Origin of the sequence: Pseudomonas sp. NBRC 111133 (assembly GCF_001320605.1) — a bacterium.
GTDB lineage: Bacteria > Pseudomonadota > Gammaproteobacteria > Pseudomonadales > Pseudomonadaceae > Aquipseudomonas > Aquipseudomonas monteilii.
In genome coordinates this window covers 56,387-75,433 of sequence record NZ_BCBJ01000030.1, presented here as the reverse complement: position 1 = coordinate 75,433, position 19,047 = coordinate 56,387, and the positions used below count along the sequence as shown (strand labels likewise).

Sequence of the window (19,047 nt, the reverse complement as noted above, 5' to 3'; positions counted from 1 at the left end):
CGTTTGGGTTGAGGTCATCCGAGGCCGTATTTCTTCACTTTGTCGAACAACGTGGTCTTGGCCATGCCCAGCTCCTGGCTGGCCTGGCTCAGGTTGCCCCCGGTGCGTTGCAGGGCATCGCTGAGCAGGTTGCGTTCAAACGCCTCCACCGCCTCGGCAAAGCCCAAACCCTGGCTGGCGCCGCTGCTGGGGCCTTTCTTGAACGCCGGCAGGCCAAGCGCATAGCGTTCGGCCACGTTGCGCAACTCGCGCACATTGCCTGGCCAATCGTGGGCCATCAGGCGCGACAAAGTCTGGCTGTCCAGCGTCGGGGGTTCTCGGTCAAAGCGCAGGGCCGACTGCTGCAGGAAGTGTTCGAACAGTTGCAGGATGTCTTCGCGGCGTTCGCGCAGTGGCGGCAGCTCCAGGGTGACCACGTTCAGCCGGTAATACAGGTCGCTGCGGAACTGGCCGCTCTGGCCCAGGCTGTCGAGGTCGGCCTTGGTCGCGGCAATTACCCGGCAATCCACCGGGATGCTCTGGTTAGAGCCCAATCGTTCCAGGGTACGTTCCTGCAGCACGCGCAGCAGCTTGATTTGCAGGTTGATCGGCATGCTCTCCACTTCGTCGAGGAACAGCGTGCCGCCGTTGGCGTGCTCGATCTTGCCGATGCGGCGTTTGCCGGCGCCGGTGAAGGCGTTGGCCTCATGGCCAAAAATCTCGCTTTCGAACAGGTTTTCCGGCAAGCCGCCACAGTTCAGCGCCACGAACGGTTGGCTCTGGCGGCGGCTGAAATCGTGCAGGCAGCGTGCGACCAGCTCTTTCCCAGTGCCGGTTTCGCCTTCGATCAGCACGTTGGCTGAGGTATCGGCGACGTTGGCGATCAGTTCGCGCAAGTGCTCCATTGCGGGGGAACGGCCAATGATGCGGCCCTCAAGGCTGCTCTGCTCGGCCAGTTGGCGGCGTAGGGCCACCACTTCTCGCGACAGCCCGCGTTGCTCCAGTGCGCGGCGCACCACATCGACCAGGCGCTCGGGGGAAAACGGTTTTTCCATGAAGTCGTAGGCGCCGTTACGCATGGCGCCGACGGCCATGTCGATATCGCCATGGCCGGTGATCAACACCACCGGCAGGCTGCGATCACGGGCCTTCAGGCGGTTGAGCAGTTCCAGGCCGTCCATGCCCGGCAGGCGGATGTCACTGACGACAATCCCGGCGAAATCGTCGCCGATGCGTTCCAGCGCCTGCTCGGCGCTGCCCACGCCTTCGCAGGCGATATCTTCCAGCGCCAGCGCCTGCTGGCAGCCGAGCAGCACATGCGGGTCGTCTTCGACGATCAGGACGGTAAGAGGCGCTTGGTTCATGGGTGCTCTGCCGATTCGCTAGGGGGAGAAACCAGGGGTAGGGCCAGGACGAAGGCCGTGCCGCCAGTGGCGGGGTGCTCGACGTTGAGGCTGCCCTTGGCGGCGGCGGCAAGGCTCGCCGACAAGGTCAGGCCCAGGCCCAGGCCATGTTCGCCCGGTTTGGTGGTAAAGAAAGGTTCGAACAGGTGCTTGCGCGCCTCGGCATCGATGCCGTGGCCATTGTCGCGCACCTGCAAGCGGTACTTGTCGCCCTGCAGTTCGCCTTCCAGCCATAGCTCGGGCAGTGGTTGCGCGGCCATGGCATCAAGCGCGTTGCCGATCAGGTTGACCAGAATCTGTTCGAGACGCGTCTGGTCGATAGCCAGTTGCTGGTCGTCGAACTGGTGGTGCAGCTGCAAATGGCAGGCGCTGATGCGGTTGGCCAATACTTGCAAGGTGGCTTCCACTGCCTTGGCCAGCGAGGCCTGGCCGCTGTCATCGCCGCGCCGGGCGAAGGAGCGCAGGCTCGCAGTAATACGGCCCATGCGGTCGATCAGGTCGTTCATGGTGCGCAGGTTGGTGCTGGCGGTTTCCAGTGCCCCACGTTCGAGGAAACGCACCGTGTTGCCAGACAAGGTGCGCAACGCGGCCAGCGGCTGGTTCAGCTCATGGGCGATACTGGTGGACATTTGCCCGATGGCCGCCAGCTTACCGGCCTGCACCAACTCATCCTGGGCGTGGCGCAAGGTTTGCTCGGCATGCCGGCGCTCGCGAATTTGCCCCTTCAGGCGTTCGTTGCTGGCGCGCAGGTCGGCGGTGCGCTCGGCAATCCGCCGCTCCAGCTGGCTATTCGCTTCCTCAAGGGCTTCACGGGCTGCCAGGCGGGTGGCGATGACCTTGCGTCGTTCGTTCCAGGCGATGCCGAGGATCGCCAGCAAGGCGAACGCCACGCCCACCAGAATGCCCTGCACCATGGACTCGCGACGCAGGTCCTGCAGCGGGGTCAGCAGGGTGAAATGCCATGGTGTATCCACCAGGCGACGGGTCTGTGCCAGGTAGGCAACCTCGTGAGGTTTGCCTTTTGCGGTTTCGCTGTTGGCCGGGAAGGTCAGTTTTTCCACGCCATCGGCCAGGGTTTCCCGGGCCAGTGGCTGCAACTCGTTCAGCGGCCACCAGTAGTATTGCAGGCTGCGCGCCAGGCGCTCCTTGATTTGCGGGGTCAGCGGGCGCACCGACTTCAGGCGTCTGGCCGGGTCGCTGGAAAGGATGATGATGCCGTTCTCGTCACTGACGAACGCCTCCAGACGGGCACGTTGCCAGCGCTCCTCAAGCGTGTCCAGGCGCACCTTGATCACGGCCACGCCAATGATCTTGCCGTGCTCCTCCAGGCCATGAGCCAGGTAGTAGCCAGCCTCGCCAGTGGTGCTGCCGATGCCATAGAAACGCCCAGGCTCACCGCGCACGGCTGTCTGGAAGTAGGCGCGGAACGACAGGTCTTCACCCAGGAACGAGTCGGCGTCGCGCCAGTTGCTGGTGGCCTGTACCCGGCCATTGGTATCGAGAACGAAGATGGCCCGGCTGCGGCTGCGCCGATTCAGGCCCTCAAGGTATTCGTTTACCGTTTGCCGTGAGCCGCCGTCCGGGTCGGTGAGCAGGTGCGAGACGCTGTCTTCCAGCTCCAGCAGGCTCGGCAGGTAGGTGTACTTGCTGATTTCGCTTTCGACCGCGCGCGCGTGCAGCTCCAGCTGGCGCTCACCGTTTTCGCTGAGGGTGCGAATGCCGTTGCTTTCGCTGATCAGGTAGCCAGCCATTCCCAGGCCGACCATCAGCAGGATGATCAAGGGCGGCAGCAGCAATTGACGGAGCAGGCGGGAATTCACGGCAGGCTTGGCAGGGAGAAGAAGCGAAGGGTCGCATTTCATCACAGTGGCCTTGTCACGACCAGCGCCAACTGCCCGAAAGGGCAGCGGCGCCGACCGGTTCAGTGAAGCAAAATCAGTGTTGCAGGATCTTGCTGAGGAAGTGCTGGGTACGCTCGTGGCGGGCCGACGGGTTGCCGAAGAAGTCTTCCTTCTGGCAGTCCTCGATGATGTTGCCCTTGTCCATGAAGATGACGCGGTTGGCCACTTTGCGGGCGAAGCCCATTTCGTGGGTCACGCACATCATGGTCATGCCTTCGTGGGCCAGTTCGACCATGACGTCCAGTACTTCGTTGACCATTTCCGGGTCCAGCGCCGAGGTCGGTTCGTCGAACAGCATGACGATCGGGTCCATCGACAGGGCGCGGGCAATGGCCACACGCTGCTGCTGGCCACCGGACAGCTGGCCGGGGTGCTTCTTGGCGTGGGCACCGAGGCCGACGCGGTCGAGCAGGGCCAGGCCCTTCTTGGTCGCTTCGGCTTCGCTGCGGCCGAGCACCTTGCGCTGGGCAATGGTCAGGTTCTCGGTGATGGACAGGTGCGGGAACAGCTCGAAGTGCTGGAACACCATGCCAACCCGGGAGCGCAGCTTGGGCAGGTTGGTCTTCGGGTCGGCAATCGAGGTGCCATCGACCACGATGTCACCTTTCTGGAAGGGTTCCAGGGCGTTCACGCACTTGATCAGGGTGGACTTGCCCGAACCCGACGGGCCACACACCACGACCACTTCACCCTTCTTGACCTCGGTGCTGCAGTCGGTCAGTACCTGGAAGTCCCCGTACCACTTGTTGACGTTCTTGATGGAAATCATACGGTGATCCTTTTTTGCAGGCGCTTGACCAGCCACGAAGCGGAGAAGCTGATGAGGAAGTACACGACACCGGCGAAGATCAGGAACTCATGGGAGCGCCCGATGATGTCGCCGTTGGAGCGTGCCGAGTTGAGGAAGTCCACCAGGCCCACGGTGTATACCAGCGAGGTGTCTTGGAACAGGATGATGCTCTGCTGCAGCAGCAGCGGGGTCATCTTGCGGAAGGCCTGGGGCAGGATGATCAGGCGCATGGTCTGGCCGTAGGTCATGCCCAGGGCCTGGGCGGCGCCCATCTGGCCCTTGGAAATCGACTGCACGCCGGCGCGGACGATTTCGCAGAAGTAGGCCGCCTCGAACATCATGAAGGCCACCACACACGAGGTGAAGGCACCCACGGGGGTGTCCTCGCCGGTGATCCAGCGCAGCACGAACGGCACCGCCAGGTAGAACCAGGTGATCACCAGCAGCAGCGGGATGGAGCGGAAGTAGTTGACGTAGGCACCGGCCACGTTCGACAGCAGTTTGTTCGACGACAGGCGCATCAGCGCCAGAATGGTGCCCAGCACGATGCCGCCGACTACGCCCATGACCATCAACTGCAGGGTCATGACCATGCCGTCCCACAGGGCCGGCAGGGCCGGGATGATTTCGCTGAAATCCATGTCCATTTATTTGCCCCCTACGGAAATCAGGCCAGGCACCGAGACTTTCTTCTCGACCATGCGCATCAGCAGCATCAGGCCCATGTTCAGGGTGAAGTAGATCAGCGTGGCCAGGGTAAAGGCCTCGAACAGGTTGGCCGAGAACTCGGCGGTTTGCTTGGTTTGTGCCAGCAGCTCCATCAGGCCGATCAGCGAAGCCACAGAGGAGTTCTTGAACACGTTCAGGAATTCTGAGGTGAGCGGTGGAATGATGATCCGGTAGGCTTGCGGCAGCAGCACGTTGGTGTAGATCTGCGGCAGGCTGAAGCCCATGGCACGGGCAGCGGCTTCCTGGCCGCGGGGCAGCGCCTGGATACCGGTACGTACCTGTTCACACACGCGGGCGGCGGTGAACAGGCCCAGGCAGATGACCACGCTGATCAGTGCCGAGGTCGTGGGGTTGAGGTCTTGCTTGAACCATTCCTGCAGGCCTTCGGGCAGCAGGTCCGGTACCAGGAAGTACCAGATGAACAGCTGCACCAGCAGCGGCACGTTGCGGAACAGCTCCACATAAGCGGTCGCGATGCTGGACACCAGGCGGTTCGGCACGGTACGCATCACACCGAGGACCGAGCCCAGCAGCAAGGCGATGATCCAGGCGGAAATGGCGATGGCGATGGTCCAGCCCAGACCGGTGACGTACCAGTCCAGATAAGTTTCGCTGCCCACGCCGGTGGACTTGAAGAACACGCCCCAGTCCCAGTTGTAATTCATCGGGATTTCCCCTCAGACGGTTGTTTCACGGGCACCTTCGAGCATCCGGGGGCGCTGGGCGCCCTCGGATGAAAGGGTAGACACTAATGCGTGGCCTGTGGGTTCAATCGTGCGCGGATGCGCACCAGGCCATTAAACGCTGAGGATCAGGACTTCTTCTCGTCCGCCGCCTTGTCGGTCGGCTCGGCGATCAGTTTCTTCAGCTCGTCGCTCATCGGGAACTGTAGGTTCAGGCCCTTTGGCGGGATCGGCTGCTGGAACCACTTGTCGTAGCTCTTGTTGACTTCGCCTGACTTGAAGTAACCGACAATGGCGTCATCGACCGCTTTCTTGAAGGCTGCGTCATCCTTACGCACCATGCAGCCGTAGATTTCGTACGACTGCGGGGTGCCGGTGATGACCCAGTCCGACGGTTTGCGGGCTTTGGCCATTTCGCCGGCGAGCAGGGCGTCGTCCATCATGAATGCCACGGCGCGGCCGCTTTCGAGCATGTTAAAGGCTTCACCGTGGTCCTTGGCGGAAATCACGTTCATCTTCATCTGCTTGTCGGCGTTCATCGCCTTGAGGATGCGTTCGGACGTGGTGCCCGCGGTGGTTACCACGTTCTTGCCGGCCAGGTCCGGGAAATCTTTGTATGCAGGCGCACCGTCCTTGACCTTGGTCAACAGGCGGGTACCGACTTCGAAGATGCCGACCGAGAAGCCGACTTGCTGCTGGCGTTCGACGTTGTTGGTGGTGGAGCCGCACTCCAGGTCGACGGTGCCGTTCTGCACCAGCGGGATGCGGGTTTGCGAGGTGACCAGGTTGTATTTGACCTTGATGTCAGTACCCAGTTGCTTCTTCAGGGCGTCGACGACAGCCAGCTGGATGTCATGCGAGTAGCCCACGGGCTCGGGTTTGCCGGCCAGATAGGAAAACGGGATGGAGGAGTCGCGGTGGCCCAGGGTGATGGTGCCCGAATCCTTGATCTTCTTCAGGGTGCCAGTCAGTTCTTCGGCCATGGCCGGCGAAGCGATTACAGCGGCCGCGATGGCGGCGCCCAGCAATTGACGAACGATACGCATCAAATTTTCCTCGACGTGTTTGTTTTTTTTATGGAGCCGTTGGCGGACTCTTTCGTTCAACGAATACAGCAAGAAGCGAGTGCATTCGGCTACCAAGTGTAGAGCATGAGTCGTGCCAAGCTCTGTGTTTGATCATAACGCCGCGAAAAACCTGGGGATTAAGCTTTTCTGACATTATTGTCAGATGGTTTTGCGTACGGCTTTCCGAATGAGTGACAAATGTTCATTCGTAAATCCGAACGAGTTGCGGAGTTCGCCCGTCGTCTCGTGGTACATAGGTGCCGCGTGTTGGTGTCATGGTCGTGATGTCCTGATGTGCTGTCATCAGGAGATTCAGACATGCCCACCCGCCATACCCCAGACGACTCCATCGACTGGCTGATCGCCGAACGTTTACCGGGCTGGTTACGCGTCGCTCGGCCAGACCAGGTCCGTGCCCTGCAGCGCGCCCTGGCCAGGCAGGAGCAGGTCAACCAGCAGTTGGGCGAGCTACTGGCCGCGATCCCCAGGCTAGATGTTTTCGCCGAGCGTCTGCTACTGGCCGCCCTGCGCGAAGCAAGGGTGGCCGATACTGATGTGCGCAACAGCACTGTGACGATCACCGAACAGGTGTACTACCCCTCGGTCGCAGAGAAACTCTACCGGCCCAAGGGGACGCGTGTGACGAGGCAAAGCCTGCTGGCGGCGGCGCTGCACAATTATCACGTATCCGAGACCAGGCCATCGGCCGGTCGCAAAGGGGTGCTCACGGATGCCCATGGCACCGTGCTGGGGCTCGGTATCGAGGCCTTTGCGGGGCGTTGCCGGGCCTTGGATGTGGGCGGGCAATACCAGACGTTGCTGCAACGGCAGCTCGGCACAGGTGATGCGCAGGGCAAAGGCTCGCCCGCCGTACGCGGGCTTATCGAAGAAAGCCTGCGGGCACAGTTGGAGGTAGCGGTACGTCTGGCGACATTGAAAGGTGAACTGAGCGAGCGTCACTACCTGCAGTTGCTCCCGTTGATGGCATCGGTCCCTATTGTCCCGCCTGTGGCCGATGCTGTGGTCGCTCGTCAGTTGTATCTGCTGGGTAAGTGTATCCACGGCGTGTTCACGTTCGAAGTGCAACATGGCGACAACCCAGCTGAGGTGATTGCCTACGTGCCTGGGATGGCGCAACAACCGGTGCGCATGCACGCCTCCTGGCAGGCGTTTTACGACTGGGTGGCACAGTGGTTGAACGAAGCTGGGCCGAGGGCATTTTTTGCCCGGTTTATTCTGGAGCGTGATCGGCTGTCGTTCTTCCAGGCCCTGAATGAGCGCCTGCACTCTCGACCTGTGGGCGGTGCGGCGAACCTTGATGGGCGCAACCTGGCCATTGATGGTGGCCTGTTCGCCCATCTGCGTGGTTTGCAGCTCAGCAAGCTGTTTGATGATGCCCGCATGCTTGCAAGGCCAACCGGGGATGAAGACCAGGCGGACCGGCAAGCACGCCTGCAGGGCTATGAGTCACTGGCCTTCGATGTGTTGGGCGTTGCCGGGATGTTCGTGCCGCTGCTAGGCGAAGTCATGACCGTGGTGTTCGCGGCGCAGATCGCTACCGAGGTATACGAGGGTTACGAGGACTGGCGCCTGGGTGATCGCAAGGGGGCGCTGGAGCACCTGTTTGGCGTGGCAGAAAATGTGGCCGCTGGCTTATTGATCAGCGGGGGGGTGTCGGCCGGCATGCGGGCGCTGCAGCGAGTGCCATTCGTCGACGAGCTGCGGCCAGTGGTCGACAGTGCCGGGCAATTGAAGCTCTGCTCGTCAGAGCTCCCAGGCTATGCGATGGATGCCGTGCAGCAGCCACTACTGGGCAGCGACTTTTGGCAGCTTCCCGAGGGCGGCGGGCTCTATCGTGTCGAGAGAGAGCCTGGCAGCGGCTCCTCGTTCATTCGTCACCCCATCCGCAGCGAGGCTTACGCACCCAGGATCGAGCGCACCCCCAGCGATGGTTGGCGCCACGCCCTGGAAAGCCCCCAGGAGTGGCAAGGTGTGGGCTATCTGATGCGGCGTCTGAGCAGTCGCCTGGCCGGGCTATCCGATGCCACTGCCACGCACTTGGCGCAGATCACTGGTTTTGATGAGTCGCACTTGCGCGGCCTGCACCTGGAAAACGCTCCTGTGCCGGCGCGGATGCTCGATGTGATGGAGCGTTATCAGCTGGCAACTGAACTGGCGCCGCTACGTGGTGAAGCGCTGGAGGCGCGTTTCAACGAGCGTCAGCCAGCGTTGACCAGCGATGAACAGTTGCTGATTCGAGACTTTCCGGGGTTGTCCGTGCGGGGCGCCAGGGAGATTTTCAGTGAGGCCAGCGGCACCCAGATTGACCAGCTCAAGCGCTCGCGGCGCGTACCGCTGGCGCTGGCGGAGCGGGCGCGCTGGTGGTTGCGTGACAGCCGCCTGGACAAGGCCTGTACTGGCCTGCTGCTGCCGCAGTGGGCGAGCGAGGACACCGCACGGTTGGCGTTGGGCCTGATCGACCTGCGGGCGCCCTGGTCGCCAGAGGTGCGAATCGAGTTGCGCGCGCAAAGTGCGCAGGGGCGTGTGCTGGTTGCGCAAGGCAGCGAGCAGGCGCCCCGGGTCAAGCGCATCGTACGCCAGGCTGAAGGTTATGCCCTCGCTGGCAGTGAGGCAGAAATTCTGCCTTTGCTCGATGTGCTGGCGTCATGCCTGGACCCGCAGCAGAAAACCCTCCTGGGCAGTGGTGCGCCGTTTACCACGACCAGGTTGCGTGACAACCTTATCCAAGCGGCTGCCAGTGATCGCGACCAGGTTGCCAGGTTGCTCGGCCTGGCACCGGTCGGCCTGGGTATCCGCCCACCCAGGCGTATTGCCGATGGCCGAATCGGCTATCCGCTGAGCGGGCGAGGCGATAGCAGCCGGTGTGCAATGAGGCGGGGTATTCATCAGATCTTCCCAACCCTCAGTGACGAACAGCTGCAGGCCTATGTGCTGGAGGTCATCACCCGCCGTGAGGGGCTGTGGGCGCATTACCGTGGCCTGCAGGAACAGCTGGCGGCATTGCGACAAAACTTGAACGCCTGGCAGCGAGCAGGCGGTACTCCGCTGGAAGTCCTGCAACGGCGCCGGGTGGCCACCCACATTCGGCGCAGTTGGCGGCGCAAGATCAGCAACGATGGCGGTGAGTACGTACTGATACTCGATGGTGAGCGAGTAGGCAGCCTGCCGCAGCTGCCGGCGGGTGTGAGTTTTTCCCACATCAGGCGCCTGGTGTTGAGAAGCATGGAGCTTGCTGCGCTTGATGAAGCGTTTCTCGAGCGTTTTCCCAACCTGGTCGAGCTGAACCTCAGCGATAACCGCCTCGTGCAGGTGCCTGCTGGCGTAGAACGCCTGGAGCAGCTCAGGCAGTTGCACCTTTCGCGCAACAGCATTGTGTTGAACAGCGTTGGCGAACAGCGGCTGCGCGCGTTGACGCGGCTGCAGGTGCTGGACCTTTGCCACAACCCATTGGGCCGTGCGCCTGAGCTGATGGAGTTGCGTAACTTGCGTGATGTGCGGCTACGCTCCACGGGGTTGGCGACGATCCCTGAGAGGGTCACCTGGCGCGCGCTGGTCGACCTGCGCGACAACCAGATACAGACGGTACGCCAGGACCTTGAGGTCTTGCGAGCGCGCTTGGACCAACTGGCCTTGCATGACAATCCGCTCGACAGTGCCGGTGAGCAGCGCCTTGATGATGCCGCTGAAATGGCGCAAGCCGGCGCGCGTGGCAGTATTGCCTATCGTCATCACCCGCTGGACGACGCGGTGCGTGATCAATGGCTGGGCACCACGTTGGACGACCTCTACACCCGCCGAAAACAGAGTTGGAATACGTTGCGTCAGGAAACCGAAGCGGCGGGGCTGATGCGTTTTCTGTCGGACTTTGCCTCCTCAGAGGACTTCCAGTCGCACCCTGGGCACTTCAGGAAGCGTATCTGGCATATCCTGGATGCCTGCGAGCAGCACGAGCAGCTGCGGCTGCGGGTGTTCCAGGAGGCCTCTGGGCAACGGACCTGCGAAGACCGGCTGCTGCTGGTGTTAGAACAGTTGGAGCTGGCCGTGCTGGTGGAACGGGCGACGGCAAACGTTCCCCCGGCCCACGTCGAGGGCAAGCTGCTGCGCCTGGCGCAGTCACTGTTCCGGCTCGACGAGGTGGACCGGATAGCCACGCGACACATCGAGCGCATGCACCGCAGCGGCGAGGCACTGGTGGATGAAGTCGAAGTGCGGCTGTACTACCGGCTCAAGCTCAGGACCATGCTTGACCTGCCCATCGAAGCCGACGAAATGCATTACGAGAGCTATGCCAACGTCACCACCAGCGACTTGCTCCGAGCCAGAAGTGACGTGCTGGCTGCGCAAAATCCCGCCAGCGAGATTGCCGCGCTTTCCCAGCGCCCGTTCTGGGAGGCCCATGTCCGCGAGCGCTACCCCGAGCGGCTCGAGGCTCAGTTGCAGCCGGTGCAGTTGCTACATGAGCAGAACGAGGCGGACCTGGAGGCCGGGCATATCGACGAATGGACCTATGTGAAGCGCAGCAACGGCCTGATGCACGAATACGAGCTGGCCGAACGCAGGGTATTCACAACCCTCGCCAGAGAAGTGTACGAACGCTTGAACGCGTAAAGGGAAGCCCCGGCTTTGCCTGCCGGGGCCTCTTTCAGGCAGCGCGGTTTTGGGCGCGATCGGCTTGGGCTTTCTGCAGGTAGTCGCGCAGCACCTGCTGTTCGGCGGGGCTGGTGAACAGGCCGAGCTTGGTGCGGCGCCAGAGGATATCGTCGGCGCTGGTGGCCCACTCTTCACGGCAGAGGTAGTCCACTTCTCGGCCGAACAGGCCACCGCCGATCGATTGGCCGAGGTCCTCGGGGCCGTTCACACCTTCCAGTAGGCGCCATACCCGGCTGCCATACGTCACGGCCCAGCGCTTGGCGATATCAACCGGCAACCAGCCATGGCTGGCCAGTACGTTATCGACCAATGCCTGCGCACTGGTCATGTTTTCGCCGCCGGGCAATGGCGCGCTGGCGGTCCAGCTGCCACGCATCTGGGTGAAGAACGGTTGGAGTTCGCCCATCGCCGACTCGGCCAGCTTGCGGTAGGTGGTCAACTTGCCGCCGAACACCGACAGCAGTGGCGCCTGGCCTTCCTCGGCAGACAATGCCAGGGTGTAATCGCGGGTGACCGCAGAAGGGTTGTCTGATTCGTCGTTGCACAGCGGGCGCACGCCGGAATAGGTGTGCAGGATATCGCTACGGCTGAGCTGATGATTGAAATGTTCGTTGACCACCTTGAGCAAGTAATCGGTTTCGCCTTCGGTGATCGCTACGTTGGCTGGGTCGCCGCTGTATTCGCGGTCGGTGGTACCGATCAGGGTGAAACGCTCCAGGTACGGAATGCAGAAGACGATGCGCTGGTCTTCGTTCTGCAGGATGTAGGCATGTTCGCCTTCGTACAGGCGCGGCACGATCAGGTGGCTGCCCTGGATCAGGCGAATGCCATACGGCGCGTCGAGCTTGAGATCATCCTTGATGAAAGTGGCGACCCAAGGGCCGGCTGCGTTGACCAGCGCACGGGCGCGAATGCTCTGTTGGCTGCCGTCGGCATGCTGCAGTTCAACCTGCCACAGGCCGTCTACACGCTCGGCGCGCAGGCAACGGGTTTGAGTGTGGATGTGCGCACCGGTCTCGCGAGCGGCCATGGCGTTGAGCACTACCAGGCGGGCGTCGTCAACGGCGCAGTCGGCGTATTCGAAACCGCGGGTGATCGCAGGCTTAAGCGGGTAACCCGGGCCAAAGTGCAGGCTGCGCGAGGCGCCCAGGCGCTTGCGCTTGCCCAGGTGGTCATACAGGAACAGGCCGGCGCGGATCATCCAGGCCGGGCGCAGGTGCGGGCGGTGCGGCAGCACGAAACGCATGGGCTTGACGATGTGCGGGGCCTTGGCCAGCAGCACTTCACGCTCGGCCAATGCTTCGCGAACCAGGCGGAACTCGTAATGCTCCAGGTAGCGCAGGCCACCGTGGATCAGCTTGCTGCTGGCCGACGAGGTGTGCTGGGCTAGGTCGTCCTTTTCGCAAAGGAATACCTTCAGGCCACGACCAGCGGCGTCGGCAGCGATGCCCACGCCATTGATGCCACCGCCAATCACGGCGAGGTCATAGCAGTCGGCGAGTGGGGGCTGGGACGAAACGGGCTGGGACACGGGCAAGGCCTCCTGGGGCTGTTCACATCGAATATGAACATTGATGTTCGTTTCCGAAAATACTAGCGCAACAGAAAGCCGGTCGCCAGTCAGTCTTTATAGAAAAAACTGATCATGACAATAAAGTGAACATTTACGAAAATGGCGGGTTGCTTGGCAGCCCGCATGCGGTTCACACCACCTCGAGGCGGATCTTGTACTGGTTGAGCAACTGGGTGAGGGTGGTCGTCGGCGCCTGGTCGGTTACCAGGCAATCGACCAGGCTGATCGAGCCCAGACGCACCATAGCGTTGCGCCCGAACTTGCTGGAGTCGGCGGCAAGGATCACTTGCCTGGCATTGGCGATGATGGCCTGAGACACCCGAACTTCCTGATAGTCGAAGTCGAGCAGGCTGCCGTCTTCATCGATGCCGCTGATGCCGACCAGGGCGAAGTCGACCTTGAACTGGTTGATGAAATCGACACTGGCCTGGCCGACCACCCCGCCATCGCGACGTACCGTGCCACCGGCCACCAGCACTTCGAAGTCATCCTTCGCGGCGAGGATTGCAGCCACATGCAGGTTATTGGTGATGACCTTCAGGTGGTTGTGATTGAGCAGTGCCCGGGCGATGGATTCGGTGGTGGTGCCAATGTTGATGAACACCGACGCATGGTCGGGAATCTGCCGGGCTACGGCTTCGGCGATGCGTTGCTTTTCGTCGCGCATCTGGTCGGCACGCATGGCGTAAGCGGTGTTTTCCACGCTCGAGTCGTAGGCCGCGCCACCGTGGTAGCGACGTAGCAAATTGAGTTCGGCCAGCTGGTTGATATCGCGGCGGATGGTTTGCGGTGTCACGACGAACAGCTGCGCCATTTCTTCGATACTGACGTAACCGCGCTCACGCACCAGTTCGAGGATTTGTTGTTGGCGGGGGGGCAGATTCATGGGGCGGTCCTTTGGGGCTGCCGGACAAATTCTGCAATGATGCCGTAGGACGCGGATGACGGCCAGTAGACGATTGGGGCCGCGTGGCGGCCCCGATAGGCATTACGCCTCGTGATCTTCCCAGTCACGGGTGCGCTCGACCGCTTTTTTCCAGCCGGCATACAGCTTCTCTTTCTGCGCTTCATCCAGCTGTGGGCTGAATTCGCGCTCGATGATGGCTTTATCTCGCAGCTCGTCCAGGCCACTCCAGAAGCCACAGGCCAGGCCAGCCAGATAGGCGGCGCCCAGCGCTGTGGTTTCGCGCATCTTCGGCCGCTCTACGCAGGTGCCAAGGATATCGGCCTGGAACTGCATGAGGAAGTTGTTGGCCACCGCACCACCGTCCACACGCAGCTCGGACAGGCGCTGGCCGCAGTCCTGCTGCATGGCATCCAGCACGTCGCGGGTCTGGTAGGCGATCGACTCCAGTGCGGCGCGGATGATGTGGTCCACCTTCACGCCACGGGTCAGGCCGAACAGCGCGCCACGGGCATACGGGTCCCAGTACGGGGCACCCAGGCCTGTGAAGGCGGGCACCAGGTAGACGCCGTTGCTGTCCTTGACCTTGCTGGCGAAGTACTCGGTATCCAAAGCATCGTTGACGATTTTCAGTTCGTCACGCAGCCATTGCACGGTGGAACCACCGTTGAACACCGCACCCTCCAGTGCATAGGCCACCTCGCCACGCGGGCCGCAGGCGATGGTGGTGAGCAGGCCATGGGACGACGTTACCGCCTTGTCGCCGGTGTTCATCAGCAGGAAGCAGCCGGTGCCATAGGTGTTCTTGGCCTGGCCTGGCTCCACGCACATCTGGCCAAACAGTGCCGACTGCTGGTCGCCAGCGATACCGGCGATGGCGATGCCGCTCTTGGTGTGGCCGTACACTTCCGAGGACGGGCGCACCTCTGGCAGCATCTGGTGCGGGATGCCCAGGATCTCCAGCAGCTTTTCATCCCACTGCAGGCTGTGGATGTTGAACATCAGCGTGCGCGAGGCATTGGTGTAGTCGGTGACGTGTACCTTGCCGCCGGAGAACTTCCAGATCAGCCAGGTATCGATGGTGCCGAACAGCAGCTCGCCACGCTCGGCACGTTCACGCGCGCCTTCGACGTTGTCGAGGATCCATTTCAGCTTGGTGCCGGAGAAGTAGGGATCGGTGACCAGGCCGGTTGTTTCGCGAATGTAGTCTTCATGCCCGTCACGCTTGAGTTGGGCACAGATTTCGGTACTGCGGCGGCACTGCCAGACGATGGCGTTGTACACCGGGCGACCGGTTTCCTTGTCCCATACCACGGTGGTTTCGCGCTGGTTGGTGATGCCCAGTGCGGCGACCTGAGCATGGCTGATACCGGCCTGGGCCAAGGCTTCGACCATGGTCGCGCTTTGCGTGGCGAAGATCTCCATCGGGTCGTGCTCGACCCAGCCCGCCTGCGGGTAATGCTGGGCGAACTCACGCTGGGAGGTACCCACCACATTGGCGTCGCGGTCGAAAATGATCGCCCGCGAACTGGTGGTGCCCTGGTCCAGGGCGATGATGTAGTTCTTATCCTGGGTGTCTGTCATGGTCGTAGGCCTTGCAAAAATAGGGGGTCAGGGCTGGGCGTGATGCCGGCATCAACTGGCTTGAGTATCGCCCTGGCGGATGTCATTTGTCTCAGGGTTCGCGGCAGGTGCCGTTGGCAAGTTGCGGGCGATAAGGCTGCGATAGGTCGCGCCACCCACGCAGGCGCCAAGGATCGGTGCGAACACCGGAACCAGGAAATAAGGAATATCCCGCCCGCCAGTGAAGGCGATTTCGCCCCAGCCGGCCAGGAAGGTCATGAGTTTTGGCCCGAAGTCGCGGGCCGGGTTCATCGCAAAGCCGGTCAAGGGGCCCATGGCACTGCCGATCACGGCAATCAGCAGGCCGATCAGCAGCGGTGCCATGGCGCCGCGTGGCAGGCCGTTGTTGTCGTCGGTCAGGGCCATGATCACAGCCATCAGGATGGCGGTGATCACCACTTCCACCAGAAATGCCTGGCCGGTGGACAGCGACGGGTGTGGGTAGGTGGAGAACACCGAGGCCAGCTCCAGGCTGGCTTCGCTACCGCGCAACATGGCGTGGGCCTGTTCGAAATCGAAGAACAGGTTGCTGTACAGGGTATACACCAGCGCTGCGCCACAGAACGCGCCGCACACCTGGGCCAGCATGTAGAAGGGCAGCTTGCGCTTGTCGAAACCGGCAAACAGGGTGAGGGCGATGCTCACGGCCGGGTTCAGGTGCGCGCCGGAAATGCCGGCGGTGAGGTAGATCGCCATGCTCACGCCGACGCCCCAGATGATACTGATTTCCCATAGGCCGAAGCTGGCGCCGGCGACCTTGAGGGCGGCAACGCAGCCGGTACCGAAAAAGATCAACAGGGCGGTGCCGAGGAACTCGGCCAGGCATTGGCTGGACAGCATGGGTTGGCGTAGAGCAGTCGTCATGTATGACCTCGTTTTTTTTGTTGTGAGGCGCGTGGCGCTCGACAGCAAAGCCCGGTGTCTATCCCCATTGACCCCGGGCAGATGTAGGAAATGCACCTTATAAGTGCACCATTTATTCAAAAGCGAAAAAATATAGACAAGAAACGCTGATGTCAAAGGTCGAAAGTGAACGACCAGTCACGATATGGCCGCTAAAATCAGCTGCGGATCCCCGTGCTAGAGGCGCCCAATTGCGGTGCGCTGGCTGGGATGTGGGAATTGTCCTAAAGTAGCCGCCGAGCCGTCCAAGACCGGAGCCCCTGCATGACCCCCGCCCTAGACCTGTTGAAGAAGCACCGTGCCGAGCACCGCGTGCACAGTTATGAGCATGACCCGAAGTCGGCGTCGTATGGCCTGGAGGCAGCGGAAAAGCTCGGGCTTGACCCGCAACAAGTGTTCAAGACCTTGTTGGCGAGCAGCGAGAAGGGTGAATTGTTGGTGGCGGTGGTCCCTGTGGTGGGCACTTTGGACCTGAAGGCCCTCGCCCATGCTGCCGGGGTAAAGAAGTGCGAAATGGCCGACCCCGCGGCGGCGCAGCGTGCCACAGGTTATCTGGTCGGCGGGATCAGCCCGTTGGGGCAGAAGAAACGTCTGCGGACGTTCATTGATGATTCAGCGCAGAACTTTGCAACCATCCATGTCAGTGCTGGACGGCGTGGGCTGGAAGTGGAGTTGGCTGCAGCGGTGTTGGCCGAGCATACCCAGGGCAAGTTTGCCGGGATCGGTCGAGGCTGAGACTTCCGGGGCCGCAAAGCGGCCCCAAGTATCTAAAGTCAGGTCGCCGAACTGTACCGACGGACCCCGTTCTCCTGGCGCGGCAATTGCGCCGCCACACTGCCCGGCACCGGGAACAGCACCAGGTGATCGGCCTTCACCGCAATCCCCACATCTCCACCCACCTGATGGTCGACATGGCTGGGGAAAATCGCTTCCAGCTGGCTGCCGGTCGGCAATTGCAGGCGATACAAGGTCGATGCCCCCAGGAAGCTCTTGCCGACGATAACCGCCCTCAGCGGGCTGTCCGGCGCATACACGATATCGTCCGGCCGCAGCAGCACGTCCACCGAACTGCCCGGCGCCATGATGTACGCACGGTTGCCGCGCAGTTCACCCAGCTCGGTATTGACGGCCTCGTGGCTGCTCATCTGCCCACGGATGAAGTACCCCTGGCCAATGAAGCTGGCCACGAACGGCGTCTGCGGTTCGTGATAAAGGTTGTAGGGCGTGTCCCACTGCTCCAGGCGGCCTTCCTTGAACACACCGACGTGATCGCTGACGGCAAAGGCTTCTTCCTGGTCATGGGTCACCAGGATGGCGCTGGTGCCACGGCTCTTGAGAATATCGCGAACCTCATGGCTCAGGCGCCGGCGCAACTCCACGTCAAGGTTGGAGAATGGCTCGTCGAGCAGCAGCAACTGCGGTTCTGGCGCCAGCGCGCGGGCCAGGGCGACCCGTTGCTGCTGGCCGCCAGACAGCTCATGCGGGTAACGCCCGCCCAGGCCGCCCAGCTTGACCAGTTCCAGCATCTCTTCGATGACGGCGGCCTGGCGTGGGTGCTTGGCGATGCCAAAGGCAATGTTCTGCGCCACGGTCAGGTGCGGGAACAGCGCGTAGTCCTGGAACACCATGCCGATGCGGCGCTTTTCCGGGGCCAGGGTGAAGCCGGCGCGGGAAATGACGTCGCCGGCCAGCTGGATTTCACCGTCATGCACCGGCTCGAAGCCGGCAATGGCGCGCAGGGTGGTGGTTTTGCCACAACCGGATGAACCCAGCAGGCAACCGATATCGCCTGCGTTCAGGTGCAGGTTGAGGTTCTGGACGATGCGCTGGTCGCCATAGCCGCAGGCGAGGTTGCGCAGGTTGAGCAGTAGGGGTTGACTCATGCGTGGTGGTAAGCCGGTTCTACAAGGAATTCGAGAAGCGCCTTCTGTGCATGCAGGCGGTTTTCAGCCTCGTCCCAGGCGACCGAGCGAGGGTCGTCGAGCAGGTCCTGGCTGATTTCCTCGCCACGGTGGGCGGGCAGGCAGTGCATGAAGAGGACATCGGGTGCCGCCAGGTCGAGCAGTTCGCGGGTGACCTGGTAAGGCGCGAAATGCGCCAGGCGCCGCGCAGTTTCCTCCTCCTGGCCCATGGAAGTCCAGACATCGGTGACCACAAGGTGTGCGCCACGTACGGCTTCCTTGGCGTCACGGATGATCTGCACGCGGTCACCGCCCAGCGCCATGAAGCGTTCATCCGGCTCATAGCCTTCGGGGCAGGCGATACGCAGCTTGAAATCGAACTGCCGGGCAGCCTCGATATAAGAGTTGCACATGTTGAAGCCATCGCCGATCCAGGTCACGGTCTTGCCCTGGATCGAGCCGCGGTGTTCCAGGAAGGTCTGCATGTCGGCCAGCAGCTGGCACGGGTGCGACTCGTCGGACAGGCCGTTGATGACCGGTACGCGCGATTTGGCGGCGAATTCGGTCAGGGTACTGTGTGCGTGGGTACGGATCATCACCACGTCGACCATGCTCGACAGCACGATGGCGCTGTCGCCGATCGGCTCGCCACGGCCCAGCTGGGTATCGCGCGGCGACAGGAAGATGGCCTGGCCGCCGAGCTGGATCATGCCGGCTTCGAACGACACCCGGGTGCGGGTCGAGGACTTCTCGAAGATCATGCCCAATACGCGGTTCTTCAGGGGCTCGAACAGCACGCCTCGCTTGCGCAGGTCCTTCAGCTCGATGCCGCGGCGGATCACCCCGAGCAATTCGTCGGTGGTGAAGTCCAGCAGGGAGAGAAAGTGCCTAGCGCTCATGATTGACTACCTTATCTGCAA

14 protein-coding genes are annotated in these 19,047 nt (G+C 62.1%); 2 read left to right on the top strand and 12 right to left on the bottom strand.

The window, feature by feature from the left end:
• Positions 1-14 precede the first annotated feature (14 nt).
• The 6 genes from APH36_RS06130 to APH36_RS06105 form a co-directional block, all read right to left on the bottom strand.
• Positions 15-1,343, bottom strand: a complete 1,329-nt coding sequence (locus APH36_RS06130; protein ID WP_060497901.1) for a sigma-54 dependent transcriptional regulator — start codon at positions 1,341-1,343, stop codon at positions 15-17.
• Positions 1,340-3,244 carry an ATP-binding protein gene (locus APH36_RS06125; protein WP_060497900.1) on the bottom strand — a complete coding sequence of 635 codons (1,905 nt, stop codon included), beginning with the start codon at positions 3,242-3,244 and terminating at the stop codon, positions 1,340-1,342. The genes APH36_RS06130 and APH36_RS06125 overlap by 4 nt, the downstream gene beginning before the upstream one ends.
• Before the next feature lie 73 nt (positions 3,245-3,317).
• On the bottom strand, positions 3,318-4,052 hold the full coding sequence (locus tag APH36_RS06120) for an amino acid ABC transporter ATP-binding protein (protein WP_003258023.1): 735 nt from the start codon (positions 4,050-4,052) through the stop codon (positions 3,318-3,320).
• A complete protein-coding gene (locus tag APH36_RS06115) occupies positions 4,049-4,720 on the bottom strand; it encodes an amino acid ABC transporter permease (RefSeq protein ID WP_060497899.1) in 672 nt (223 codons plus the stop codon). The genes APH36_RS06120 and APH36_RS06115 overlap by 4 nt, the downstream gene beginning before the upstream one ends.
• Positions 4,721-5,467, bottom strand: a complete 747-nt coding sequence (locus tag APH36_RS06110; protein ID WP_060497898.1) for an amino acid ABC transporter permease — start codon at positions 5,465-5,467, stop codon at positions 4,721-4,723.
• Between the two features lie 146 nt (positions 5,468-5,613).
• Positions 5,614-6,531, bottom strand: a complete 918-nt coding sequence (locus APH36_RS06105; RefSeq protein WP_060497897.1) for a glutamate/aspartate ABC transporter substrate-binding protein — start codon at positions 6,529-6,531, stop codon at positions 5,614-5,616.
• A 339-nt stretch (positions 6,532-6,870) separates the two neighbouring features.
• Here APH36_RS06105 and APH36_RS06100 point away from each other — a divergent pair, with 339 nt between their 5' ends.
• Complete coding sequence (locus APH36_RS06100) at positions 6,871-11,181, top strand: NEL-type E3 ubiquitin ligase domain-containing protein (RefSeq protein WP_060497896.1); 4,311 nt, start codon at positions 6,871-6,873, stop codon at positions 11,179-11,181.
• Between the two features lie 34 nt (positions 11,182-11,215).
• Here APH36_RS06100 and glpD read toward each other — a convergent pair whose 3' ends face one another.
• The 4 genes from glpD to APH36_RS06080 all read right to left on the bottom strand — a co-directional run bounded on the left by glpD (position 11,216) and on the right by APH36_RS06080 (position 16,187).
• Positions 11,216-12,754 carry a glycerol-3-phosphate dehydrogenase gene (gene glpD / locus APH36_RS06095; RefSeq protein WP_060497895.1) on the bottom strand — a complete coding sequence of 513 codons (1,539 nt, stop codon included), beginning with the start codon at positions 12,752-12,754 and terminating at the stop codon, positions 11,216-11,218.
• A gap of 172 nt (positions 12,755-12,926) precedes the next feature.
• Complete coding sequence (gene glpR, locus APH36_RS06090) at positions 12,927-13,682, bottom strand: DNA-binding transcriptional repressor GlpR (protein ID WP_016713733.1); 756 nt, start codon at positions 13,680-13,682, stop codon at positions 12,927-12,929.
• A gap of 102 nt (positions 13,683-13,784) precedes the next feature.
• A complete protein-coding gene (glpK, locus tag APH36_RS06085) occupies positions 13,785-15,284 on the bottom strand; it encodes a glycerol kinase GlpK (protein WP_060497894.1) in 1,500 nt (499 codons plus the stop codon).
• Positions 15,285-15,335: 51 nt separating this feature from the next.
• A complete protein-coding gene (locus APH36_RS06080; RefSeq protein ID WP_060497893.1) occupies positions 15,336-16,187 on the bottom strand; it encodes an MIP/aquaporin family protein in 852 nt (283 codons plus the stop codon).
• Between the two features lie 303 nt (positions 16,188-16,490).
• Between APH36_RS06080 and ybaK the strand changes: the two genes are divergently transcribed.
• On the top strand, positions 16,491-16,961 hold the full coding sequence (gene ybaK, locus APH36_RS06075) for a Cys-tRNA(Pro) deacylase (protein ID WP_016488787.1): 471 nt from the start codon (positions 16,491-16,493) through the stop codon (positions 16,959-16,961).
• Between the two features lie 38 nt (positions 16,962-16,999).
• Here the strand turns inward: ybaK and APH36_RS06070 are convergent, their stop codons facing one another.
• Positions 17,000-18,109 (bottom strand): ABC transporter ATP-binding protein, encoded by a 1,110-nt coding sequence (locus APH36_RS06070; RefSeq protein ID WP_060497892.1) that lies wholly within the window; start codon positions 18,107-18,109, stop codon positions 17,000-17,002.
• The gene (gene argF / locus APH36_RS06065; protein WP_060497891.1) at positions 18,106-19,026 is read right to left on the bottom strand and encodes an ornithine carbamoyltransferase; all 921 of its coding nucleotides are present in this window, start codon (positions 19,024-19,026) and stop codon (positions 18,106-18,108) included. The genes APH36_RS06070 and argF overlap by 4 nt, the downstream gene beginning before the upstream one ends.
• Positions 19,027-19,047: the final 21 nt, after the last annotated feature.